The organism is Lelliottia sp. WB101 (genome assembly GCF_003051885.1).
In the GTDB taxonomy this organism is placed as follows: Bacteria; Pseudomonadota; Gammaproteobacteria; order Enterobacterales; family Enterobacteriaceae; genus Enterobacter; species Enterobacter nimipressuralis.
Window position 1 is genome coordinate 955,027 of the sequence record NZ_CP028520.1, and the last position, 24,086, is coordinate 979,112.

Here is a 24,086-nt window from a genome sequence, read left to right on the forward strand (position 1 = left end):
TCACAAAATGCACATTTACGATAAGGTCTTATTTATCAAATCAATAATTTGGTTTAATTCATCTTTATGATATTAAAGACAAATGACAGCAACTATTTTCAAAACAGCCCCGTACACAACAAAAACCTTTCATTGACATTTTTAATAAATAATTAACATCACCAACTCATCACTGAATTCCACTTTTAGCAGACTGATATTTTCAATGTTGACTATATTTGGTGTTAACGAGATAAATCAGGTTAACACCAAGAAAAACCTCGGTAACAACAAGGTTAAATGCAGTGCGGTGAGGTTCCTTCCTTAGGGCCGTTTTTTAACACTTTAAGAACCGCACGAATTCCACATTTTTTATTTAATTTTTAAAATTAGTTTGCCTTAATTATCACCAAATGGCGTTCGCCATCGAGCTGTGGAACCTGTAACTTCACAATCGACTCGACCACATAGCCAACCGGGAGCTGGGCGATTTCATCCTCAGGCACCAGGCCTTTGAGCGCGTAAAAACGCCCTTCCTGCGCTGGCAGATGCTTACACCAGCTGACCATATCGTTGAGTGACGCAAACGCACGGCTAATCACGCCGTCAAACGGCGGCTCGGACGGAAACGCCTCTACCCTGCTCTGAACCGGCTCGATATTGTTGATTTTCAGCTCATGCTGCACCTGACGCAGGAAGCGCACGCGCTTGCCCAGGCTGTCCAGCAGCGTGAACTGGCACTCAGGCCGCACGATAGAGAGCGGAATGCCTGGCAGACCAGGGCCGGTCCCCACATCGATAAAACGCTCACCCTGCAGGTAAGGCGCAACCACAATGCTGTCGAGAATATGGCGAATCAGCATCTCGTTGGGATCGCGTACCGACGTGAGGTTGTACGCTTTGTTCCATTTGTTCAGCATATCGACATAGGCCACCAGCTGGTTTTTCTGGTGATCGGTGAGCGAAATACCTGCTTCATCCAGCAGACGAGAGAGTTTGTTGAGCACGGTGAATACCTGTCTGAAATAATGAGCCCGGTGGCGTTAACGCTTACCGGGCCTACGATACGAACTGTAGCGGGTCAGCGAAGCACCACCCGCCAAAATGGCAAAAATCGCCTGATGTTAAGCGCTGCGGCGCAGCATACCTTGTTTTTTCAGCCATACCAGCAGAATAGAGATGGCTGCTGGCGTCACGCCGGAGATGCGAGATGCCTGGCCGATCGACACCGGTTTGTGATCGTTCAGTTTCGCGATCACCTCGTTTGACAGCCCTGTTACCTGACGGTAATCCAGCATCGCAGGCAACAAGGTGTTCTCGTTACGCTGCTGCTTTTCGATCTCATCCTGCTGACGCGCGATGTAACCTTCGTATTTGACCTGGATTTCGACCTGCTCGGCCGCTTCGGCATCGTCGAGACCCGGCGCGAACGGCGTCATCTGCACCAGTTGCTCGTAAGTCATCTCCGGACGACGAAGAAGATCTTCCCCGCTGGCTTCGCGTGAGAGCGGCGCGGTCAAGTGAGCGTTCACTTCGGCTGCGGATTCCGCCAGAGGATTCACCCAAGAGGTTTTCAGGCGCTGACGCTCGGTCTCAATGCGCTCCAGCTTCTGGTTGAAACGCGCCCAGCGTTCGTCATCCACCAGGCCCAGCTCGCGGCCCATTTCGGTCAGGCGCAGATCGGCGTTATCTTCACGCAGCATCAGACGATATTCCGCGCGAGAGGTGAACATACGGTACGGCTCTTTGGTACCGAGCGTGCTGAGATCGTCCACCAGCACGCCAAGGTAGGCCTGATCGCGACGCGGTGACCAGCCCTCTTTTTCCGCAGAGAAGCGGGCGGCGTTCAGACCGGCCAGTAGGCCCTGGGCTGCAGCTTCTTCATAACCGGTGGTGCCGTTAATTTGTCCCGCGAAGAACAGGCCCTGGATAAATTTGCTCTCCAGCGTTGGTTTCAGATCGCGCGGGTCGAAGAAATCGTACTCAATAGCGTAACCTGGACGAACGATTTTTGCGTTCTCCATGCCCTGCATCGAGCGAACAATTTGCATCTGCACGTCGAACGGCAGGCTGGTGGAGATGCCATTCGGGTAAATTTCGTTGGAGGTGAGTCCTTCCGGCTCCAGGAAGATCTGGTGCTGGTTACGATCGGCAAAGCGCATGACTTTGTCTTCGATCGACGGGCAGTAACGTGGACCGATCCCTTCGATCACGCCTGCGTACATCGGGCTGCGATCGAGGTTATTGCGGATCACGTCATGGGTTTTCTCATTGGTGTGCGTGATGTAACACGGCACTTGCTGCGGATGTTGCGCCGCAGAACCCATGAAGGAGAAGACCGGCATCGGGTTGTCGCCGTGCTGCTGTGCCAGCACGCTAAAATCGATGGTGCGGGCATCAATACGTGGCGGTGTCCCGGTTTTCAGGCGGCTGACGCGCAGCGGCAGCTCGCGAAGACGACGGGAAAGTGGGATGGACGGCGGATCGCCTGCACGGCCACCGCTGTAGTTATCCAGACCAATATGAATTTTTCCATCGAGGAAAGTCCCGACCGTCAGCACCACGGCTTTGGCACGGAACTTCAGTCCCATCTGGGTGACGGCACCGACGACACGATCGTTCTCAACGATAAGATCTTCAACCGCCTGCTGGAAGATCATCAGGTTCGGCTGGTTCTCCAGCGCCGTACGAACGGCCTGGCGGTAAAGCACACGGTCTGCCTGAGCACGTGTGGCGCGAACGGCAGGTCCTTTGCTCGCGTTTAGTATCCTAAACTGGATGCCTGCCTGATCGATCGCTTTCGCCATCAAGCCGCCCAGAGCATCCAATTCTTTTACCAGGTGTCCTTTCCCAATGCCGCCAATCGCCGGATTACAGGACATTTGTCCGAGCGTGTCGATATTGTGTGTCAAAAGCAGGGTCTGTTGACCCATACGCGCTGCGGCCATTGCGGCCTCAGTGCCTGCATGACCCCCGCCAATGATGATGACGTCAAAAGGATCCTGATAAAACATGCTTTCCTGCCTTGCGTAAAGCGGTTTGAAAATGGATTTAAGCCCGGGCCGTGGATTCTACTCAAGTTTAGTCTTTCGAGAAAGCATTGGGATCTTGGCTATTAAAAAGAAGATCTTCTTATTTAGAGATCTGTTTTACTATGATCTCTTATTAGGATCGCCTTCTCGTGTGGATAAGTCGGATCCGGTCATAAAGATCATAAGGATAGAAAGGATCGTTTGCTGTGAATGATCGGTGATCCTGGACCGTATAAGCTGGGGTTAGATCCGGTACTTATGCACAGGTCAAAAACCAGCCAACGGTTATACCTTGGATAACTACCGGTTGATCCAAGGTTTTAACCAGACTTATCCACATCTGATCGCACGATCTTTAAGCGTTATTGAGTAAATTTTTCCATTCACCCAGCCATTCTTCGGCTGGATCCTCCGGAATATCGTGATCGAGGATGTTGATCTTCAGCGTTTCGCCGATCTGTTTTGCTCCACACGACGCGATCGCCGCTTCTACTTTCTCTACTGCACCACAAAAGGTGTCGTATTCGCGGCTACCTATCCCAATCGCGCCAAAACGCACGGCTGACAGATCGGGACGTTGCTCGAGAAGCTCATCATAGAAAGGTTGCAGGTTATCAGGGATATCGCCCGCACCATGCGTGGAGGTGATCAGCAGCCAGATCCCATCAGCAGGGAGATCTTCCAGTAACGGTCCATGCAGGGTTTCGGTCGAGAAACCTGCGTCTTCCAGCTTTTCCGCGAGATGTTCTGCAACATATTCCGCGCCGCCAAGAGTACTGCCACTGATAAGAGTAATATCTGCCATGATCGCTCGCTCATATAAAGAGGGGAGCATTGTACGCTGTGAGCGAGCTGGGATCTACCTGTGGAAAATGTGGTAATTAAATGGCGCCGCTAGGGCCGGATGGTGCGCATAATCGGGTTCTGCAGGGAGATCAGCGTCTCGGTGGACTGAATTTCATCAATTGTTTGGATCTTGTTGATAAGTACCTGCTGCAGGGCATCGATCGATTTACACATGACCTTAATAAAGATGCTGTAGTGGCCGGTGGTGTAATAGGCTTCGGTCACCTCTTCCAGACTTTCGAGCCGGGCCAGCGCAGACGGGTAATCTTTTGCGCTTTTCAGAATGATGCCAATAAAGCAGCAGACGTCATACCCCAGCTGTTTTGGACTGACGTCAATCCGCGCCCCGGTGATAATCCCCGCCTGCTTCATCTTCTCCACGCGAACGTGAATCGTCCCTGGGCTGACGCCAAATTGTTTAGCCAGTTCGGCATACGCCGTGCGCGCATTGGCCATTAACGCCTCGAGGATGCCGCGGTCCAGATTATCGATCTGATAATTTTCCATAGTATTTTCTTATGAAGATTGAGTAATCACTCTATTCTAACGCCATATTTTAACGATTCAAAAGTGAAGTAGGCTTTTTGTTGTTGGATTATTGTATTGGGTGCCGTTTTTGTTGCTTAATCAATATCAACAGGACGCAGGAGTATAAAAATGAAAACCGCTTACATCGCAAAACAACGCCAGATCAGTTTCGTTAAATCCCATTTTTCACGTCAGCTTGAAGAGAAACTTGGCCTCATTGAAGTCCAGGCTCCGATTCTGAGCCGCGTCGGTGATGGGACGCAGGACAACCTGTCTGGTTGCGAAAAAGCGGTACAGGTAAAAGTGAAAACCTTGCCAGACGCCCAGTTCGAAGTGGTTCATTCACTCGCGAAATGGAAGCGTCAGACACTGGGACAACACGACTTCAGCGCGGGCGAAGGGCTTTACACGCACATGAAAGCCCTTCGCCCCGATGAAGACCGCCTGACGGCCATCCACTCCGTTTACGTTGACCAGTGGGACTGGGAACGTGTAATGGGTGATGGTGAACGTCACTTAGGAACGTTGAAATCCACCGTAGAGGCCATCTACGCGGGGATCAAAGCAACCGAAGCGGCGGTGAGCAAAGAGTTCGGACTGGCACCGTTCCTGCCAGACTCGATCCACTTTGTTCACAGCCAGGATCTGCTGAGCCGTTTCCCGGATCTCGATGCCAAAGGCCGTGAGCGCGCGATCGCTAAAGAGCTGGGCGCGGTATTCCTGATCGGTATCGGTGGCAAACTTTCTGACGGACAGCGCCATGACGTGCGTGCCCCGGATTACGATGACTGGAGCACCCGCGACGAGCGAGAATTAGCCGGTCTGAACGGCGATATTCTGGTGTGGAACCCGATTCTGGAAGATGCGTTTGAGCTTTCTTCCATGGGGATCCGCGTGGATGCCGATGCTCTGAAGCGCCAGCTGGCGGTGACGGGAGATGAAGATCGCCTGAAACTTGAGTGGCACCAGGCCCTGCTGCGTGGCGAAATGCCGCAAACTATCGGCGGCGGTATCGGCCAGTCACGCCTGACAATGCTGTTGCTGCAGTTGTCCCATATCGGGCAGGTTCAGTGTGGGGTGTGGCCGCATCAGGTGCGTGAAAGCATCGGCTCTCTGCTTTAATTAACGCCGCCAGCGCCTGACCAGGCGGCTGCGTAACCCGGTATCAAAGCGCCAGATATGATCGAAAATGCGCATGATGCCGGGCTTTCCATGTTGCGACATCGCCACCGCATGAAAGCGGTGCTGGTGATCCCGCTGTAATGATTTCACCTTTGTGACCACGTCGTCCGGCAGTCGCTGCGCAATAAAATCGGAAATGACCACCGCATCCGCGTCATACCAGTCCCCGCCCTGCATGCGTTCTGCGATAGCGCGAAAACAGCTGGCAATATCGGTTCCGCCGCGAAAACGCTGGCTCAAAAAGCGGATCGCCTGTTCGATGCCCTGCTCACTCGTCAGTTCGTATCCCACCACTTCGCTGGAAAACAGCATGATATAACAGCGACGCCGGTCGGCGAGGGCGACGCGCATCAGTGCCAGGCAAAACGCTTTGGCACACTGTTCGTTAAAGCCGCCCATCGAACCGGAAGTATCTACGCAGACAATGAAGGGGCCGCGCGGCTGTTCGTCAAAATCCTGATGAACGACCGGACGCTGGCTGATTTTTTCGCGCCAGGATTCGCCGTGCAGGCGATAGGTAAGCAGCTGTTTCTCCACCAGCCGCCGGTAGAACTCATACTCCAGCTCGGTGATCCCAAGCGTCGCCAGCTCTGTCGGCAGCAGGCGCAGGATGTCATCGCTCTGCTGTAAGCCGTCGACCTGTTCCGGCACGGTTGCCGGTTCGCGAACCAGCGTGCGGAAGGTTTCCATTGGCGCGTCTTTTTTCGGCACCGACTTTGCCTCCCGCGAACGGCCAAGCTGCTCCACGAGCTGCATCAGTTCGGGCTGTTGCGCCAGAAAATCGCCGTATTTAACGATCAGCTGATAGTCGCCGCGCCGGATCTGCCCGGCGCTCATATCCCAAAGTCTTCCGGCGGCGTTTTCGTTCTCCACCAGCACTTGCTCCAGCTGCCCGCTCAGCGTCATCCGCTCCTGAACTTCACTGAGCAGCTGATCCCGCTCCTCCTCCAGCAACTGCTGGTTGAGCGACGTGGTCTGCACCACCAGGCTGAGCCGCCATCGCTGCAGGAAAAGCGTATGCAGCGCCGGAGTAAAGGTGGCGTTGTCGGAGACCAGCTTGCGGGCCTGTGCGGCGTACGGGGAATGCACTTTATCGAGCAGCGTCAGGATCTGGGGGAGCTGAACGATAAACTGCGGTGTGGATAACCGCTGGCATTGCTGGTAGCAGGCCACTTCTTCCGTTAGCTCAGGCGGGACTTCGGTCTCTTTTAGCCGCTGGCGCAGGCTATCTCGCCAGCGCGGAATATCGTCGGTGACGGCTTTTTTAATGCGCGGAAACTTTTCAAAGAATGCAGCCAGCTGGGGAGAGGCGAGTAAGGTCAGGACGACCTCTTCAATCAGCCCCTCTTCACCAACCGCCAGCATCACATTGAGCGTATCCAGCGTTAGCATTGACGCGCCTGTTTGATCTGCGCGCTGACATCCTGCAGGCTGGCTTCGATGCGACCCAACCAGTCGCTATGTATAAAGAGACACTTTTGCTGTTCGCTGAAGCGCGTGTGCTGCTGATGCCACTCCGTATCCAGCGCGTCAAGCTGCTGTTTGATCTCTTCCGGCACGTTATCCGAGGCATTTCCCGGCAGGGCGAGGCGTGAACCCTGCAGGCTCACATCGCGGATCACCAGATGCATGCTGGTATCCACTTCCAGGTTCAGCACCTGGGCAAAGCCGATGCCGTTGAGTTTTCCACGGATTTCGCCATTTTTATCCAGCCACTGCGACAGCGCTTCGCGCTCAATGGTGATGTGAACCACCTGCATATCGTGCAGTTTTAACGGCTGCTGGAGTAAGAGCGTCAGGGTCGTGTCCGTCAGCTCTGTGGGCAACTCGTAGTGCGGTTTACGTGAGAACATCCCGCCGAGACGGCTCACCTTCAGTGCCGTTTTGTCGCTTTGCTTCTGCTGAAGCTGGATGCGTCGCTGGGTGATGGCGCCCAGCTGGGTGAGCATCGCCTGCTGCCCCCACGCGTGTCCGGTCATCAAAACATCCAGCTGCTGTTCCATCAGGTGCATCCCTTCCGCATCGTGCCACAGGCAATCTTTCAGCAGGATCAGATCGATGGGGGCGACGGAGTCCCGGCCGCTGAACAAAGCACTGGACTGCAACAGGCGGATCGCCTTTTTCCAGCGCCGATCCGAGACATACGGCGCGGCCGGTAATAAATCCAGCTGCTGGCGCAGCATAAAGATCAGTTCAAAAACGGCGTCCGGCAGTTTGATTTTGCCGATATCCTGCTGCCACTGCTGGTACTCGTCGTCAGTCACCTGCAATGATGGCGCCACCGGGTTTTCATTTTCGTCCTGCTGGCTCACCAGCATCGAGCGGAAATTCGACTTGTCCTGCACTTTATCCAGCCACAGGCGAATCAGCATGCGGTCATACAGCGCTTCAAGGCTGCTGTCGGCTTCAGGCAGTTCGTTGGACGCTGCCACCAGCAGGCGCATCGGGATTTTTTCTTCATAAGCGCCGTTACGAAAGCGACGTTCGTTGATGGCGGTAAGCAGGGTGTTCAGGATCGCCGGGCCGGCTTTCCAGATCTCATCCAGAAAGACAATTTCAGCCTCGGGCAGATACCCTGCCGTTAATCGTTGATAGCGACCTTCATCTTTCAGGGCCTGAATGGAAAGCGGACCAAAAACCTCTTCCGGGGTGGAGAATCGGGTCATCAGATATTCAAAGGCGCGCGCATTCTGGAAGGCAAATTTCAGTCGACGCGCAATCAGGCTTTTGGCGATGCCGGGCGGGCCGAGCAGGAACACACTTTCGCCACTGAGCGCTGCCAGCAAACAGAGCCTGATCGCATGGCTGCGTTCGAAAAGGCCTTTCTCCAGCGCACCGCTGAGACGGGAAATTCTTTCTGCTAATAAATGTGAGTGAGCCATAATTGTGTTGCGTCCTTTCGGCGTCGTCGCAGCTAATTGATGCGAGTATAGACGTTTCAGCATGGGCTGGTAATAGACTGAAGTGCGGCGTTATTTTCTTTGCGCTACATTAATAGGGTTGCATTTAGGGGTACGATCTTGCGATTAATCGTGCATACTGTGCGCCTTTTTGTGGGCCAAGGGACTAAGCACACATTTGTTATACAACGAAAAGACTAGTCTATGAGCACTGATAATAAGCAATCATTAAGCGCTATAACGCTTGCGGCCATTGGGGTTGTGTACGGTGATATCGGTACCAGCCCGCTCTATACGCTTCGCGAATGTCTGTCCGGTCAGTTTGGTTTTGGTGTTGAACGTGACGCCGTTTTTGGCTTTTTGTCACTCATCTTTTGGCTGCTGATCCTGGTGGTTTCTGTTAAGTATCTCTCCTTTGTCATGCGCGCGGATAACGCCGGTGAAGGCGGGATCCTGACCCTCATGTCTCTTGCCGGGCGTAATACATCGGCAAAAATGACCTCGTTCCTGGTGATTATCGGCCTGATCGGTGGCAGCTTCTTCTATGGAGAAGTGGTGATTACCCCGGCGATTTCGGTGCTCTCAGCAATTGAGGGGCTGGAGATTATTGCGCCGCAGCTGGATACGTGGGTCGTTCCGCTCGCCATCATTGTGCTGACGCTGTTGTTCGCTATTCAGAAGCACGGTACGGGGCTGGTGGGTAAACTCTTTGCACCCATTATGCTGGCATGGTTCCTGATTCTGGCGGCACTCGGTCTGCGCAGTATTATCGCCAACCCAGAAGTGCTGCAGGCGCTGAACCCAATGTGGGCGGTCCACTTCTTCCTGGAGTACAAAACGGTTTCGTTCGTCGCGCTGGGCGCCGTGGTGCTGTCGATCACCGGTGTGGAAGCGCTGTATGCGGATATGGGTCACTTCGGTAAGCTGCCGATTCGCCTGGCCTGGTTCACCGTGGTTCTGCCGTCTCTGGTGCTGAACTATTTCGGTCAGGGCGCGCTGCTGCTCAAACATCCGGAAGCGATCAAGAACCCGTTCTTCCTGCTGGCGCCTGACTGGGCGCTGGTGCCGATGCTTATCCTTGCCACTCTGGCGACGGTCATTGCCTCTCAGGCGGTAATTTCCGGCGTCTTCTCCCTGACGCGCCAGGCGGTTCGTCTGGGCTATTTGTCGCCGATGCGCATCATTCATACCTCGGAAATGGAGTCCGGCCAGATCTACATTCCGTTCATCAACTGGCTGCTCTACTTTGCCGTGGTGATCGTGATTGTCAGCTTCGAGCACTCCAGCAACCTGGCTGCGGCGTACGGTATTGCGGTGACGGGTACGATGGTGCTGACTTCGATTCTCTCGACCACCGTGGCGTACCGGAACTGGCACTGGAATAAATTCCTGGTTGCGCTGATTCTGGTGGGCTTCCTCTGCATCGATGTACCGCTGTTCTCAGCAAACCTCGACAAAATCGTCTCCGGCGGCTGGCTGCCGTTGACCCTGGGGCTGGTGATGTTCCTGGTGATGACCACCTGGAAGAGCGAGCGCTTCCGCCTGCTGCGCCGTATGCACGAGCATGGTAACTCTCTGGAAGCGATGATTGCCTCTCTGGAGAAATCACCGCCGGTACGCGTGCCTGGCACCGCAGTTTATATGTCACGCGCGCTGAACGTGATTCCGTTTGCCCTGATGCACAACCTCAAGCACAACAAAGTGCTGCACGAGCGCGTGATCCTGCTGACGCTGAGAACCGAAGATGCGCCATACGTCCACAACGTGCGCCGTGTGCAGATCGAACAGCTTTCTCCGACCTTCTGGCGCGTGGTGGCGAGTTACGGCTGGCGCGAAACGCCGAACGTGGAAGAGGTGTTCCACCGCTGCGGACTGGAAGGGCTGAGCTGTCGAATGATGGAAACCTCGTTCTTTATGTCGCACGAGTCGCTGATTGTCGGCAAACGTCCGTGGTATTTGCGTCTGCGCGGCAAGCTGTACCTCATCCTGCAGCGTAACGCCCTGCGCGCACCTGACCAGTTTGAAATCCCGCCTAACCGCGTGATTGAGTTAGGGACGCAGGTCGAGATTTAACCTCCGCAACACCTTCTCCCGGTGACGCTTCGCTTGCACGGCCCTACGAAACCGTAGGCCGGATAAGCGAGGCGTCACCAGGTAAAACACTCCTTAAAATGCCCCCACATTTCACTTAGCGAAACGTTTCGACGTTGATCACAATTCTGTTACGTCATGATGGTTTTCTGAACACTCTTGCGGCTACACTTCTTTTAGCGAAACGTTTCGCTAGTGGAGCAAGAAAATGAAGAAAGGCACGGTACTCAATTCTGAAATCTCATCGGTTATTTCCCGTCTTGGACATACCGATACGCTGGTGGTTTGCGATGCAGGCTTACCGGTTCCGCGCAGCACAACCCGTATTGATATGGCGTTAACGCAGGGCGTGCCCTCGTTTATGCAGGTACTGGGCGTGGTGACGTCGGAGATGCAGGTTGAGGCAGCCATTCTCGCGACGGAGATCAAACAACATAATCCGCAACTCCACGAAACGTTGCTCAGCCATATTGAGCAACTGCAACAACACCAGGGAAACACCATAGAAATTCGTTACACAACGCACGAGCAATTCAAACAACAAACCGCAGACAGTCAGGCGGTGATTCGCAGCGGGGAGTGTTCCCCGTATGCGAATATCATTCTCTGTGCTGGCGTCACGTTCTGAGGCCATCATGGACGCATTATTGCAACTCAAAGGGATCGATAAATCGTTCCCGGGCGTAAAAGCCCTCTCTGGCGCCGCGTTAAACGTTTACTCCGGGCGCGTCATGGCGCTGGTGGGTGAAAACGGCGCTGGCAAATCCACAATGATGAAAGTGCTCACCGGCATTTATGCCCGCGACGCCGGAACGCTGCTGTGGCTGGGGAAAGAGACGACCTTCACCGGACCTAAATCCTCTCAGGAAGCCGGGATTGGTATTATCCACCAGGAGCTGAACCTGATCCCGCAGCTCACCATTGCGGAAAACATCTTTCTGGGCCGTGAATTCGTTAATCGCTTTGGCAAAATCGACTGGAAAAAGATGTACGCCGAAGCCGACATTCTACTGGCGAAGCTGAATCTGCGCTTTAAAAGCGACCGTCTGGTAGGCGACTTGTCTATTGGCGATCAGCAGATGGTGGAAATCGCCAAAGTGCTGAGCTTCGAGTCGAAAGTCATCGTTATGGATGAACCGACCGACGCCCTGACCGATACAGAAACCGAATCCCTGTTCCGCGTGATCCGCGAGCTGAAATCTCAGGGGCGCGGGATCGTCTATATATCCCACCGTATGAAAGAGATCTTCGAAATTTGCGATGACGTGACGGTATTCCGCGACGGGCAATTTATTGCCGAGCGCGAGGTCTCCTCGCTGACCGAAGATACGCTGATTGAGATGATGGTGGGGCGCAAGCTCGAAGAACAGTATCCGCGTCTCGACAAAACGCCGGGCGCTGTCCGCCTGAAAGTCGACAATCTGTGTGGGCCGGGCGTAAACGATGTCTCCTTCACGCTGCGTCAGGGCGAAATCCTTGGCGTGGCCGGGCTGATGGGGGCCGGGCGTACCGAGCTGATGAAAGTGCTGTACGGCGCGCTGCCGCGCACCAGTGGTTACGTCACCCTCGACGGCCATGAAGTTGTCACCCGCTCTCCACAAGATGGGCTGGCGAACGGCATCGTCTATATCTCCGAAGACCGTAAGCGCGATGGCTTAGTGCTCGGGATGTCGGTGAAAGAGAATATGTCCCTGACGGCGCTGGGCTACTTCAGCCGCAGCGGCGGCAGCTTGAAGCACAAAGACGAACAGCAGGCGGTCAGTGATTTCATTCGCCTGTTTAACGTGAAAACGCCGTCGATGGAACAGGCAATTGGCCTGCTCTCGGGTGGTAATCAGCAGAAAGTGGCGATTGCCCGCGGTCTGATGACGCGTCCAAAAGTGTTGATCCTCGACGAACCAACCCGTGGCGTTGACGTGGGTGCCAAGAAAGAGATTTATCAGCTGATCAACCAGTTCAAGGCTGACGGTTTGAGCATCATTCTGGTCTCTTCCGAGATGCCAGAAGTATTAGGCATGAGCGATCGCATTATCGTCATGCATGAAGGGCATCTCGGCGGTGAATTCACTCGCGAGCAGGCCACCCAGGAAGTTCTGATGGCTGCCGCTGTGGGCAAGCTTAATCGCGTGAATCAGGAGTAAGAAGATGACTACCCAGGCTGTTTCTGGTCGCCGCTATTTCACCAAGGCATGGCTGTTGGAACAAAAATCACTGATTGCGCTGCTGGTGCTGATCGCGATTGTGTCGACCATGAGCCCGAACTTTTTTACCGTCAATAACCTGTTCAATATTCTCCAGCAGACGTCCGTGAACGCCATTATGGCGGTCGGCATGACGCTGGTTATTCTGACGTCGGGGATCGACCTGTCCGTCGGTTCCCTTCTGGCGCTCACCGGCGCGGTAGCGGCTTCAATCGTAGGGTTTGAGGTTAACGCGCTGGTGGCTATCGCCGCTGCCCTGGCGTTAGGCGCCGCAGTGGGAGCAGTCACCGGGATGATTGTGGCTAAAGGCCGCGTGCAGGCGTTTATCGCCACGCTGGTGATGATGCTGCTGCTTCGCGGTGTCACGATGGTATACACCAATGGCAGCCCCGTGAATACCGGCTTTACCGATAACGCCGATCTGTTTGGCTGGTTCGGTATCGGTCGTCCGCTGGGTATCCCGACGCCGGTGTGGATTATGGGTATCGTCTTCCTGGCGGCCTGGTACATGCTGCACCACACGCGCCTCGGTCGCTATATCTATGCGCTGGGCGGTAACGAAGCGGCGACGCGTCTCTCCGGTATTAGCGTCAATAAAGTCAAAATTATCGTCTATTCCCTGTGCGGCTTGCTGGCATCGCTGGCGGGTATTATCGAAGTGGCGCGCCTCTCTTCTGCGCAGCCGACAGCGGGAACGGGATATGAGCTGGATGCGATTGCCGCCGTGGTACTGGGTGGTACGAGCCTGGCGGGGGGTAAAGGTCGCATTGTTGGGACATTGATCGGCGCACTGATTCTTGGCTTCCTGAATAATGGTTTGAATTTGTTAGGTGTTTCCTCCTATTACCAGATGATCGTTAAAGCAGTGGTGATTTTGCTGGCGGTTCTGGTAGACAACAAAAAACAGTAACTGACGACACTACAGGACATCTCTGATATGAACATGAAAAAACTGGCTACCCTGGTTTCTGCTGTGGCACTGAGCGCTACCGTTAGTGCGAACGCAATGGCGAAAGACACCATCGCGCTGGTCATCTCGACCCTGAATAACCCGTTCTTCGTTTCCCTGAAGGATGGTGCGCAGAAAGAAGCCGACAAACTGGGTTATAACCTGGTGGTTCTCGACTCTCAGAACAACCCGGCGAAAGAGCTGGCTAACGTTCAGGACTTAACTGTTCGTGGCACCAAAATCCTGCTGATCAACCCAACCGACTCTGATGCGGTCGGTAACGCCGTGAAGATGGCCAACCAGGCGAAAATCCCGGTGATCACTCTTGACCGTGTGGCGACAAAAGGTGACGTCGTTAGCCATATCGCGTCTGATAACGTGCTGGGCGGTAAAATCGCGGGTGATTACATCGCGAAGAAAGCAGGCGAAGGCGCCAAAGTTATCGAACTGCAGGGTATCGCAGGGACATCCGCAGCGCGTGAGCGTGGCGAAGGTTTCCAGCAAGCCGTGGCAGCCCACAAATTTAACGTACTGGCCAGCCAGCCTGCTGACTTCGACCGTACTAAAGGCCTGAACGTTATGCAGAACCTGCTGACGGCGCACCCTGAAGTGCAGGCTGTCTTCGCACAGAACGATGAAATGGCACTCGGCGCGCTGCGTGCGCTGCAGACTGCCGGTAAATCTGATGTGATGGTGGTTGGCTTTGACGGCACGCCAGACGGTGAGAAAGCCGTAAATGATGGCAAACTGGCGGCAACCATCGCGCAGCTGCCTGAGCAGATTGGTGCTACGGGCGTTCAGACTGCGGATAAAGTGCTGAAGGGCGAGAAAGTCCAGGCGAAATATCCGGTTGACCTGAAGCTGGTCGTCAAGCAGTAATAGGCGATTCAGGCGGTCGTCTGACGGCCTGAGGGACTACAAATAAAGAAAAGTGTGGCATACGCCACCGGGTAAAACCGGTGGCGATCTTTACTGGACAGCTCAAACATGAAAACCGCAGTTAATCTCGTCGTCCTTGGCAGTATTAATGCCGATCACATTCTTAACCTTGATGCTTTTCCCACACCTGGCGAAACCGTCACCGGTAATCAGTATCAGGTGGCTTTCGGCGGTAAAGGCGCAAACCAGGCGGTGGCCGCCGGTCGCAGCGGCGCTAATATTGCATTTATCGCCTGTACCGGCGATGACGATACGGGCGAGCGCGTGCGTAAACAGCTGGAGAGCGACCATATCGATATCTCACCCGTAAGTGTGGTGGGCGGGGAATCGACGGGCGTGGCGCTGATTTTTGTCAACGCAGAAGGTGAGAATGTCATCGGTATTCATGCGGGTGCCAATGCGGCGCTGACCATCGAACGCGTGGAAGCGCAGCGAGGATTGATCTCCAGCGCCGAAGCGCTGCTGATGCAGCTCGAATCGCCGGTCGAAAGCGTGCTGACGGCCGCGAAAATTGCACATGAAAATCATACCACTGTCGTACTTAACCCTGCTCCAGCGCGTCTATTATCAGACGAGTTGCTGGCGCTGGTGGACATCATCACCCCGAACGAAACGGAAGCCGAAAAGCTGACGGGCATTCGCGTGGAAAATGATGACGACGCGGCGCGTGCCGCTCAGGCGCTGCACGATAAAGGTATCGGTACGGTCATCATTACGCTCGGAAGCCGTGGCGTATGGGCGAGCGTCAACGGCGAAGGTCGTCGCGTTCCCGGCTTTAAGGTCAAAGCGATTGATACGATCGCGGCGGGAGATACTTTTAACGGTGCGCTGGTTACGGCGCTGCTGGAAGGTGGCTCGCTGGACAATGCCATCCGCTTCGCTCATGCCGCTGCCGCGATTGCGGTGACACGCAAAGGGGCACAGCCTTCCGTTCCATGGCGCAAAGAGATTGATGAATTTTTGAGTCAGCAGAGGTAACGCTTGGCCACAATGAAAGATGTCGCCCGCATGGCGGGCGTTTCTACTTCGACGGTTTCCCACGTCATCAATAACGATCGCTTTGTCAGCGAGGCGATACGGGAAAAAGTCGACGCAGCCATTAAAGACCTCAACTACGCTCCTTCGGCGCTCGCGCGCAGTCTTAAGCTTAATCAGACGCACACCATCGGCATGCTGATCACCGCCAGTACAAACCCGTTTTATTCTGAGCTGGTGCGCGGCGTTGAGCGTAGCTGCTTTGAGCGGGGTTACAGCCTGGTGCTGTGTAACACCGAGGGCGACGAACAGCGTATGAACCGTAATCTGGAAACGCTGATGCAAAAACGCGTCGATGGATTATTGCTGCTGTGCACCGAAACGCACCAGCCCTCCAAAGAGATCATGCAGCGCTATCCTTCGGTTCCAACGGTGATGATGGACTGGGCGCCCTTCGACGGGACCAGCGATCTGATTCAGGATAACTCGCTGCTGGGCGGGGATATGGCGACGCAGCATTTGATTGATAAAGGCTACAGCCGCATCGCCTGCATTACCGGGCCGCTGGATAAAACTCCGGCGCGTTTACGCCTCGAGGGATTTCTCGCTGCCATGGAACGCGCGGGGCTGCCCGTTCCGGACGGATATCGCATCACCGGCGATTTTGAATTTAACGGTGGTTTTGAGGCGATGCAAAAACTGCTGGCGCAAGACGTGCGTCCGCAGGCGGTATTTATCGGTAACGATGCGATGGCTTTTGGTGCGTATCAGGCGTTGTATCAGGCGGGATTACGCGTTCCCCAGGATATGGCGGTGATTGGTTACGATGATATCGAGCTGGCTCAGTTTATGACGCCGCCGCTGACCACCATTCATCAGCCGAAAGATGAGCTGGGCGAGCTGGCGATCGATGTGTTGATTCATCGTATGGCTCAGCCCGCACTTCAGCAGCAACGTTTGCAGCTTACTCCTGTTCTGATGGAACGCGGTTCTGTTTCGGCTGGTGGCGATCTTTAATCAGATTGCGGCCATCTTTGGGTTTGAGCAGCATGAACACCAGCGCCGAGACCACCGTCAGTGCGCCCATCGTGATAAAGGTGTAATGGAACTGCTCAACCGTGTTCGTCCCTTCCATCCCTTCATAGACGCGCAGCACCGCTGCGCTCACTGCCACACCTAAACTGATCGACAGCTGCTGCGTCACAGCCAGCACGCTGTTGCCGCCACTGGCATTTTCGTCGGTGAGATCCGCGAGGCTGATGGTATTCATCGACGTAAACTGGATAGACATCGCCATGCCCAGGATAAAGAGGGGGAGCAGCAGCATCCACGCCGGGAAGGCGGCGGACTGAAGCGAAAACTGCGCAATCATCAGACCGATAAAGACCGTGACGCCCACCAGCGTTTTACGATAGCCCAGCCGACGCAGAATCTGCGTCACCATCGATTTCGCCAGAATTGATCCGACGGCGGTCGGGGCCATCATGCACCCGGCTATCAGCGCCGGATAGCCAAACCCTACCTGCAGCATCAGCGGCATCAGGAAGGGCACGCAGCCGGTTCCCAGACGCGAGGCGATGTTTCCGGCAATCCCCACCGAGAAAGTTCGGGTTTTGAACAGCAGCAATGAAATCAGCGGCGTCGGGTGACGACGCGCGTGACGTATATAGAGAAGGAAAAGCAGGATGCCGCTCAGAATGATAGAAAGGGCGATCCAGGTGGCGACGATTTTCTCGCCAAATAACTCCATGCCGGTGGAGAACAACACCAGGCTCAGGCCGAACAGGAAAAAGCCGACCATATCAAAGCTGCGTTTTGGCGTGGTGAAGTTCGGCATATATTTGCGGGCGTAGCAAAGACCAGCCACGCCAATCGGAATATTGATCAGGAATATCCAGTGCCAGCTCGCCCAGGTGACCAGCACGCCGCCAAGAACCGGCCCGAGAATGGGGCCGACCAGACCGGGCATGGTCACAAAGTTCAGTACCGGTAAAAGCTCGCTGCGCGGGTAAGCACGTAACAGCGCCAGGCGTGCGACCGGCATCATCATTGCGCCGCCGATGCCCTGCAGGATACGGAAGACAACCAGCTCCGCCAGGGATGTCGAAAGTGCGCAGGCCAGCGAACCGAGCGTAAACAGAGTGACGGCGAGCATAAAGATTCGACGTGTACCGAAGCGGTCCGCCAGCCAGCCGCTGACCGGGATCAGCATCGCGACGGTCAGCGTATAGCTGATGATGGCGGATTGCATCGCCAACGGGGAGCGGTTGAGACTTTCGGCAATGGCCGGGAGGGCCGTGTTAAGAATGGTGGCATCCAGCGCCTGCATAAAGAAAGCCATTGCCGCAATCCATGGCAATCCCGCCATGCTGCGTGCTTTTTTCTCAGTCATTGATTGTCCGGTTGTTGGTGTGGTGTTGCTAATAAAACCTGGCAGGCGAGTAAAGCGCGCTGTCCGTCGCTCTCCTGAATGGCATCGACAATGGCCTGGTGCTGGTCCAGCTTCACTACGTCATTCTGAGTAATAGAAGCAAAGTAGGTGTGATACACCGAATGGAACAGGGAGGCAAAGGAGGTCAGGAAAGGGTTTCCGCTCATCGCGTAAATTTGCTCGTGCCAGGACATATCCACTTCAATCCAGCGCTGGCGGTTGAAATGCTGCTTCAGGAAGGTCATTTCGTCCATCAACGTATTAAGCTGTGCTTTTTGCTCGGCGCTGCCTTGCACGGCGGCGAGCAGACATGCCTGAGGTTCGAGGCTGCCACGCATAACCAGGAAATGCTCCACAACCTGATGGAAGTTCTCTTCGGTCATCCACCACGAGAGTAGCTCCTGGTCGAGGAAGTTCCAGTTGCTCTGAGGCATCACGCGAGTTCCGATGCGTGGGCGCGGAAGCACCATGCCTTTCGCGGTTAAGGTTTTTACCGCTTCACGCACGGCGGTACGGCTCACGCCAAACTGTTCACCCAGCTCCATTTCACCGGGAAGAATGCTTCCGGGCATATATTTTCCTGCCAGAATGCGTTGGGCCAGTTTCTCTGCCAGCACGTAAGAGAGGTTTTTTTGGGCGGCCAGCTGTTGCGCGCTTAAGGGCATCGCTCTTATTCCTTAATAGTACATGCTGTTAAGTATGCCATCAGGCGTGTGTTTGTGACTGCAAAAACAGCAAATAGGACAGTTTGTGGCTTGTTAACCAGCGTTTTGGCGAAAAAAGATACGGTCAGAAAGTTTTTTTACATTTCCTCTTGTCACCTCAGAATAACTCCCTATAATGCGCCTCCACTGACACGGAACAACGGCATACACGCCGCCGGGTTAGCGGGGTTCAGAGATGAACACCAACAGAGAAAAGCGAAAATAAAGCTTGACTCTAAAGCGGGAAAGCGTAATATGCACACCCCGCGCCGTTGAGAAAAACGAAGCGGCACTGCTCTTTAACAATTTATCAGACAATCTGTGTGGGCACTCAAAGTGACATGGATTCTAAACGTCGAAAGACGCTAAATGAATACCAAAGTCTCTGAGTGAACATACGTAATTCATTACGAAGTTTAATTCACGAGCATCAAACTTAAATTGAAGAGTTTGATCATGGCTCAGATTGAACGCTGGCGGCAGGCCTAACACATGCAAGTCGAGCGGTAGCACAGAGAGCTTGCTCTCGGGTGACGAGCGGCGGACGGGTGAGTAATGTCTGGGAAACTGCCTGATGGAGGGGGATAACTACTGGAAACGGTAGCTAATACCGCATAACGTCGCAAGACCAAAGAGGGGGACCTTCGGGCCTCTTGCCATCAGATGTGCCCAGATGGGATTAGCTAGTAGGTGGGGTAACGGCTCACCTAGGCGACGATCCCTAGCTGGTCTGAGAGGATGACCAGCCACACTGGAACTGAGACACGGTCCAGACTCCTACGGGAGGCAGCAGTGGGGAATATTGCACAATGGGCGCAAGCCTGATGCAGCCATGCCGCGTGTATGAAGAAGGCCTTCGGGTTGTAAAGTACTTTCAGCGAGGAGGAAGGCATTGTGGTTAATAACCACAGTGATTGACGTTACTCGCAGAAGAAGCACCGGCTAACTCCGTGCCAGCAGCCGCGGTAATACGGAGGGTGCAAGCGTTAATCGGAATTACTGGGCGTAAAGCGCACGCAGGCGGTCTGTCAAGTCGGATGTGAAATCCCCGGGCTCAACCTGGGAACTGCATTCGAAACTGGCAGGCTAGAGTCTTGTAGAGGGGGTAGAATTCCAGGTGTAGCGGTGAAATGCGTAGAGATCTGGAGGAATACCGGTGGCGAAGGCGGCCCCCTGGACAAAGACTGACGCTCAGGTGCGAAAGCGTGGGGAGCAAACAGGATTAGATACCCTGGTAGTCCACGCCGTAAACGATGTCGACTTGGAGGTTGTTCCCTTGAGGAGTGGCTTCCGGAGCTAACGCGTTAAGTCGACCGCCTGGGGAGTACGGCCGCAAGGTTAAAACTCAAATGAATTGACGGGGGCCCGCACAAGCGGTGGAGCATGTGGTTTAATTCGATGCAACGCGAAGAACCTTACCTACTCTTGACATCCACGGAATTTAGCAGAGATGCTTTAGTGCCTTCGGGAACCGTGAGACAGGTGCTGCATGGCTGTCGTCAGCTCGTGTTGTGAAATGTTGGGTTAAGTCCCGCAACGAGCGCAACCCTTATCCTTTGTTGCCAGCGGTCCGGCCGGGAACTCAAAGGAGACTGCCAGTGATAAACTGGAGGAAGGTGGGGATGACGTCAAGTCATCATGGCCCTTACGAGTAGGGCTACACACGTGCTACAATGGCGTATACAAAGAGAAGCGACCTCGCGAGAGCAAGCGGACCTCATAAAGTACGTCGTAGTCCGGATTGGAGTCTGCAACTCGACTCCATGAAGTCGGAATCGCTAGTAATCGTAGATCAGAATGCTACGGTGAATACGTTCCCGGGCCTTGTACACACCGCCCGTCACACCATGGGAGTGGGTTGCAAAAGAAGTAGGTAGCTTAACCTTCGGGAGGGCGCTTACCACTTTGTGATTCATGACTGGGGTGAAGTCGTAACAAGGTAACCGTAGGGGAACCTGCGGTTGGATCACCTCCTTACCTGAAAGAACCTGCCTTTGTAGTGTCCACACAGATTGTCTGATGAAAAGTAAATAGCAAGGCGTCTTGCGATTGAGACTTCAGTGTCCCCTTCGTCTAGAGGCCCAGGACACCGCCCTTTCACGGCGGTAACAGGGGTTCGAATCCCCTAGGGGACGCCACTTGCTGGTTTGTGAGTGAAAGTCACCTGCCTTAATATCTCAAAACTGATTCTCAGGAATCATGTTTGAGATATTTGCTCTTTAAAAATCTGGATCAAGCTGAAAATTGAAACGACACGCTGCGTCTGTTCTCCGTAATAAGAACAGGATGACGGTGTGTTCGAGTCTCTCAAATTTTCGCGACACGACGATGTTTTACGAAACATCTTCGGGTTGTGAGGTTAAGCGACTAAGCGTACACGGTGGATGCCCTGGCAGTCAGAGGCGATGAAGGGCGTGCTAATCTGCGATAAGCGTCGGCGAGGTGATATGAACCTTTGACCCGGCGATACCCGAATGGGGAAACCCAGTGTGTTCCGACACACTATCATGTCATGAATACATAGTGGCATGAGGCGAACCGGGGGAACTGAAACATCTAAGTACCCCGAGGAAAAGAAATCAACCGAGATTCCCCCAGTAGCGGCGAGCGAACGGGGAGGAGCCCAGAGTCTGAATCAGCGCGTGTGTTAGTGGAAGCGTCTGGAAAGTCGCACGATACAGGGTGAAAGTCCCGTACACAAAAATGCACACGTTGTGAACTCGAAGAGTAGGGCGGGACACGTGGTATCCTGTCTGAATATGGGGGGACCATCCTCCAAGGCTAAATACTCCTGACTGACCGATAGTGAACCAGTACCGTGAGGGAAAGGCGAAAAGAACCCCGGCGAGGGGAGTGAAAAAGAACCTGAAACCGTGTACGTACAAGCAGTGGGAGCCTCTTTATGGGGTGACTGCGTACCTTTTGTATAATGGGTCAGCGACTTATATTCTGTAGCAAGGTTAACCGTATAGGGGAGCCGAAGGGAAACCGAGTCTTAACTGGGCGTTAAGTTGCAGGGTATAGACCCGAAACCCGGTGATCTAGCCATGGGCAGGTTGAAGGTTGGGTAACACTAACTGGAGGACCGAACCGACTAATGTTGAAAAATTAGCGGATGACTTGTGGCTGGGGGTGAAAGGCCAATCAAACCGGGAGATAGCTGGTTCTCCCCGAAAGCTATTTAGGTAGCGCCTCGTGAACTCATCTTCGGGGGTAGAGCACTGTTTCGGCTAGGGGGCCATCCCGGCTTACCAACCCGATGCAAACTACGAATACCGAAGAATGTTATCACGGGAGACACACGGCGGGTGCTAACGTCCGTCGTGAAGAGGGAAACAACCCAGACCGCCAGCTAAGGTCCCAAAGTCATGGTTAAGTGGGAAACGATGTGGGAAGGCACAGACAGCCAGGATGTTGGCTTAGAAGCAGCCATCATTTAAAGAAAGCGTAATAGCTCACTGGTCGAGTCGGCCTGCGCGGAAGATGTAACGGGGCTAAACCATGCACCGAAGCTGCGGCAGCAACGCTTATGCGTTGTTGGGTAGGGGAGCGTTCTGTAAGCCGTTGAAGGTGTGCTGTGAGGCATGCTGGAGGTATCAGAAGTGCGAATGCTGACATAAGTAACGATAAAGCGGGTGAAAAGCCCGCTCGCCGGAAGACCAAGGGTTCCTGTCCAACGTTAATCGGGGCAGGGTGAGTCGACCCCTAAGGCGAGGCCGAAAGGCGTAGTCGATGGGAAACAGGTTAATATTCCTGTACTTGGTGTTACTGCGAAGGGGGGACGGAGAAGGCTATGTTAGCCGGGCGACGGTTGTCCCGGTTTAAGCATGTAGGCGGAGGTTCCAGGTAAATCCGGTACCTTTTTAACGCTGAGGTGTGATGACGAGGCACTACGGTGCTGAAGTAACAAATGCCCTGCTTCCAGGAAAAGCCTCTAAGCATCAGGTAACATCAAATCGTACCCCAAACCGACACAGGTGGTCAGGTAGAGAATACCAAGGCGCTTGAGAGAACTCGGGTGAAGGAACTAGGCAAAATGGTGCCGTAACTTCGGGAGAAGGCACGCTGGTGTGTAGGTGAAGTCCCTGCGGATGGAGCTGAAACCAGTCGAAGATACCAGCTGGCTGCAACTGTTTATTAAAAACACAGCACTGTGCAAACACGAAAGTGGACGTATACGGTGTGACGCCTGCCCGGTGCCGGAAGGTTAATTGATGGGGTTAGCGGCAACGCGAAGCTCTTGATCGAAGCCCCGGTAAACGGCGGCCGTAACTATAACGGTCCTAAGGTAGCGAAATTCCTTGTCGGGTAAGTTCCGACCTGCACGAATGGCGTAATGATGGCCAGGCTGTCTCCACCCGAGACTCAGTGAAATTGAACTCGCTGTGAAGATGCAGTGTACCCGCGGCAAGACGGAAAGACCCCGTGAACCTTTACTATAGCTTGACACTGAACACTGGTCCTTGATGTGTAGGATAGGTGGGAGGCTTTGAAGCGTGGACGCCAGTCTGCGTGGAGCCAACCTTGAAATACCACCCTTTAATGGCTGGTGTTCTAACGTAGACCCGTGATCCGGGTTGCGGACAGTGTCTGGTGGGTAGTTTGACTGGGGCGGTCTCCTCCTAAAGAGTAACGGAGGAGCACGAAGGTTAGCTAATCCTGGTCGGACATCAGGAGGTTAGTGCAATGGCATAAGCTAGCTTGACTGCGAGAGTGACGGCTCGAGCAGGTGCGAAAGCAGGTCATAGTGATCCGGTGGTTCTGAATGGAAGGGCCATCGCTCAACGGATAAAAGGTACTCCGGGGATAACAGGCTGATACCGCCCAAGAGTTCATATCGACGGCGGTGTTTGGCACCTCGATGTCGGCTCATCACATCCTGGGGCTGAAGTAGGTCCCAAGGGTACGGCTGTTCGCCGTTTAAAGTGGTACGCGAGCTGGGTTTAGAACGTCGTGAGACAGTTCGGTCCCTATCTGCCGTGGGCGCTGGAGAATTGAGGGGGGCTGCTCCTAGTACGAGAGGACCGGAGTGGACGCATCACTGGTGTTCGGGTTGTCATGCCAATGGCATTGCCCGGTAGCTAAATGCGGAAAAGATAAGTGCTGAAAGCATCTAAGCACGAAACTTGCCCCGAGATGAGTTCTCCCTGACTCCTTGAGAGTCCTGAAGGAACGTTGAAGACTACGACGTTGATAGGCTGGGTGTGTAAGTGCAGCGATGTATTGAGCTAACCAGTACTAATGAACCGTGAGGCTTAACCTTACAACGCCGAAGATGTTTTGGCGAAGCAGAGACAGACGATTTTCAGCTGATACAGATTAATTAATG

At 54.2% G+C, this 24,086-nt stretch carries 16 protein-coding genes, 1 tRNA gene and 2 rRNA genes; 11 read left to right on the plus strand and 8 right to left on the minus strand.

Annotated features, from left to right (window positions below):
• Nucleotides 1–368 precede the first annotated feature (368 nt).
• From rsmG to asnC, 4 genes are all read right to left on the minus strand, one after another.
• Nucleotides 369–986 (minus strand): 16S rRNA (guanine(527)-N(7))-methyltransferase RsmG, encoded by a 618-nt coding sequence (gene rsmG / locus DAI21_RS04500; RefSeq protein ID WP_100778302.1) that lies wholly within the window; start codon nt 984–986, stop codon nt 369–371.
• 117 nt (nt 987–1,103) lie between these two features.
• Nucleotides 1,104–2,993, minus strand: a complete 1,890-nt coding sequence (gene mnmG / locus DAI21_RS04505) for a tRNA uridine-5-carboxymethylaminomethyl(34) synthesis enzyme MnmG (protein WP_107702583.1) — start codon at nt 2,991–2,993, stop codon at nt 1,104–1,106.
• A 373-nt stretch (nt 2,994–3,366) separates the two neighbouring features.
• Nucleotides 3,367–3,816 (minus strand): FMN-binding protein MioC, encoded by a 450-nt coding sequence (gene mioC / locus DAI21_RS04510; RefSeq protein WP_107702584.1) that lies wholly within the window; start codon nt 3,814–3,816, stop codon nt 3,367–3,369.
• A gap of 89 nt (nt 3,817–3,905) precedes the next feature.
• On the minus strand, nt 3,906–4,364 hold the full coding sequence (gene asnC / locus DAI21_RS04515) for a transcriptional regulator AsnC (RefSeq protein ID WP_088221282.1): 459 nt from the start codon (nt 4,362–4,364) through the stop codon (nt 3,906–3,908).
• A gap of 150 nt (nt 4,365–4,514) precedes the next feature.
• Here asnC and asnA point away from each other — a divergent pair, with 150 nt between their 5' ends.
• Nucleotides 4,515–5,507: an aspartate--ammonia ligase gene (gene asnA, locus DAI21_RS04520; RefSeq protein ID WP_102105131.1), complete on the plus strand. Its 993-nt coding sequence runs from the start codon at nt 4,515–4,517 to the stop codon at nt 5,505–5,507.
• Here asnA and viaA read toward each other — a convergent pair whose 3' ends face one another.
• Entirely contained in the window at nt 5,508–6,959 is a 1,452-nt protein-coding gene (gene viaA / locus DAI21_RS04525) for an ATPase RavA stimulator ViaA (RefSeq protein ID WP_107702585.1), read from the minus strand.
• Nucleotides 6,953–8,449 (minus strand): ATPase RavA, encoded by a 1,497-nt coding sequence (ravA, locus tag DAI21_RS04530; protein WP_107702586.1) that lies wholly within the window; start codon nt 8,447–8,449, stop codon nt 6,953–6,955. Before ravA ends, viaA begins: the two co-directional genes overlap by 7 nt.
• A 222-nt stretch (nt 8,450–8,671) precedes the next feature.
• On the opposite strand from ravA, the gene kup reads away from it, so the two are divergent.
• The 7 genes from kup to rbsR all read left to right on the plus strand — a co-directional run bounded on the left by kup (nt 8,672) and on the right by rbsR (nt 16,639).
• Nucleotides 8,672–10,540, plus strand: coding sequence for a low affinity potassium transporter Kup (kup, locus tag DAI21_RS04535; RefSeq protein WP_100778308.1), 1,869 nt, complete (start codon nt 8,672–8,674; stop codon nt 10,538–10,540).
• Nucleotides 10,541–10,766: 226 nt separating this feature from the next.
• Nucleotides 10,767–11,186 (plus strand): D-ribose pyranase, encoded by a 420-nt coding sequence (gene rbsD / locus DAI21_RS04540; protein ID WP_102105134.1) that lies wholly within the window; start codon nt 10,767–10,769, stop codon nt 11,184–11,186.
• 7 nt (nt 11,187–11,193) lie between these two features.
• Nucleotides 11,194–12,699, plus strand: a complete 1,506-nt coding sequence (gene rbsA, locus DAI21_RS04545; protein ID WP_107702587.1) for a ribose ABC transporter ATP-binding protein RbsA — start codon at nt 11,194–11,196, stop codon at nt 12,697–12,699.
• 4 nt (nt 12,700–12,703) lie between these two features.
• A complete protein-coding gene (rbsC, locus tag DAI21_RS04550; RefSeq protein ID WP_107702588.1) occupies nt 12,704–13,669 on the plus strand; it encodes a ribose ABC transporter permease in 966 nt (321 codons plus the stop codon).
• Between the two features lie 27 nt (nt 13,670–13,696).
• Nucleotides 13,697–14,587 (plus strand): ribose ABC transporter substrate-binding protein RbsB, encoded by an 891-nt coding sequence (rbsB, locus tag DAI21_RS04555; protein ID WP_100778312.1) that lies wholly within the window; start codon nt 13,697–13,699, stop codon nt 14,585–14,587.
• Between the two features lie 108 nt (nt 14,588–14,695).
• Nucleotides 14,696–15,625, plus strand: a complete 930-nt coding sequence (gene rbsK, locus DAI21_RS04560) for a ribokinase (RefSeq protein ID WP_107702589.1) — start codon at nt 14,696–14,698, stop codon at nt 15,623–15,625.
• Between the two features lie 3 nt (nt 15,626–15,628).
• Nucleotides 15,629–16,639: a ribose operon transcriptional repressor RbsR gene (rbsR, locus tag DAI21_RS04565; protein ID WP_100778314.1), complete on the plus strand. Its 1,011-nt coding sequence runs from the start codon at nt 15,629–15,631 to the stop codon at nt 16,637–16,639.
• Here rbsR and mdtD read toward each other — a convergent pair.
• Together mdtD and DAI21_RS04575 are read right to left on the minus strand one after the other, a co-directional pair.
• Nucleotides 16,587–18,014, minus strand: a complete 1,428-nt coding sequence (gene mdtD, locus DAI21_RS04570) for a multidrug transporter subunit MdtD (protein WP_107702590.1) — start codon at nt 18,012–18,014, stop codon at nt 16,587–16,589. The genes rbsR and mdtD overlap by 53 nt on opposite strands.
• Nucleotides 18,011–18,718: a FadR/GntR family transcriptional regulator gene (locus DAI21_RS04575; RefSeq protein WP_107702591.1), complete on the minus strand. Its 708-nt coding sequence runs from the start codon at nt 18,716–18,718 to the stop codon at nt 18,011–18,013. Before DAI21_RS04575 ends, mdtD begins: the two co-directional genes overlap by 4 nt.
• Nucleotides 18,719–19,195: 477 nt before the next feature.
• Here DAI21_RS04575 and DAI21_RS04580 point away from each other — a divergent pair.
• The 3 genes from DAI21_RS04580 to DAI21_RS04590 all read left to right on the plus strand — a co-directional run bounded on the left by DAI21_RS04580 (nt 19,196) and on the right by DAI21_RS04590 (nt 24,020).
• Nucleotides 19,196–20,734 (plus strand): 16S ribosomal RNA (locus tag DAI21_RS04580).
• A gap of 85 nt (nt 20,735–20,819) precedes the next feature.
• Nucleotides 20,820–20,895: transfer RNA gene (locus DAI21_RS04585), tRNA-Glu, on the plus strand.
• A gap of 219 nt (nt 20,896–21,114) precedes the next feature.
• Nucleotides 21,115–24,020: ribosomal RNA gene (locus tag DAI21_RS04590) — 23S ribosomal RNA — on the plus strand.
• The 16S and 23S rRNA genes sit together here with 1 tRNA gene alongside, the layout of an rRNA operon.
• The last annotated feature ends 66 nt before the right edge of the window (nt 24,021–24,086 follow it).

What these genes read in the sequence shown, in the direction of transcription:
- asnC (WP_088221282.1), bottom strand. Translation starts at nt 4,364, where the DNA reads ATGGAAAATTATCAGATCGATAATCTGGACCGCGGCATCCTCGAGGCG.
- rbsD (WP_102105134.1), top strand. Translation starts at nt 10,767, where the DNA reads ATGAAGAAAGGCACGGTACTCAATTCTGAAATCTCATCGGTTATTTCC.
- rbsA (WP_107702587.1), top strand. Translation starts at nt 11,194, where the DNA reads ATGGACGCATTATTGCAACTCAAAGGGATCGATAAATCGTTCCCGGGC.
- rbsK (WP_107702589.1), top strand. Translation starts at nt 14,696, where the DNA reads ATGAAAACCGCAGTTAATCTCGTCGTCCTTGGCAGTATTAATGCCGAT.
- mdtD (WP_107702590.1), bottom strand. Translation starts at nt 18,014, where the DNA reads ATGACTGAGAAAAAAGCACGCAGCATGGCGGGATTGCCATGGATTGCG.
- rbsB (WP_100778312.1), top strand. Translation starts at nt 13,697, where the DNA reads ATGAACATGAAAAAACTGGCTACCCTGGTTTCTGCTGTGGCACTGAGC.
- kup (WP_100778308.1), top strand. Translation starts at nt 8,672, where the DNA reads ATGAGCACTGATAATAAGCAATCATTAAGCGCTATAACGCTTGCGGCC.
- DAI21_RS04575 (WP_107702591.1), bottom strand. Translation starts at nt 18,718, where the DNA reads ATGCCCTTAAGCGCGCAACAGCTGGCCGCCCAAAAAAACCTCTCTTAC.
- viaA (WP_107702585.1), bottom strand. Translation starts at nt 6,959, where the DNA reads ATGCTAACGCTGGATACGCTCAATGTGATGCTGGCGGTTGGTGAAGAG.
- ravA (WP_107702586.1), bottom strand. Translation starts at nt 8,449, where the DNA reads ATGGCTCACTCACATTTATTAGCAGAAAGAATTTCCCGTCTCAGCGGT.
- asnA (WP_102105131.1), top strand. Translation starts at nt 4,515, where the DNA reads ATGAAAACCGCTTACATCGCAAAACAACGCCAGATCAGTTTCGTTAAA.
- mioC (WP_107702584.1), bottom strand. Translation starts at nt 3,816, where the DNA reads ATGGCAGATATTACTCTTATCAGTGGCAGTACTCTTGGCGGCGCGGAA.
- rbsC (WP_107702588.1), top strand. Translation starts at nt 12,704, where the DNA reads ATGACTACCCAGGCTGTTTCTGGTCGCCGCTATTTCACCAAGGCATGG.
- mnmG (WP_107702583.1), bottom strand. Translation starts at nt 2,993, where the DNA reads ATGTTTTATCAGGATCCTTTTGACGTCATCATCATTGGCGGGGGTCAT.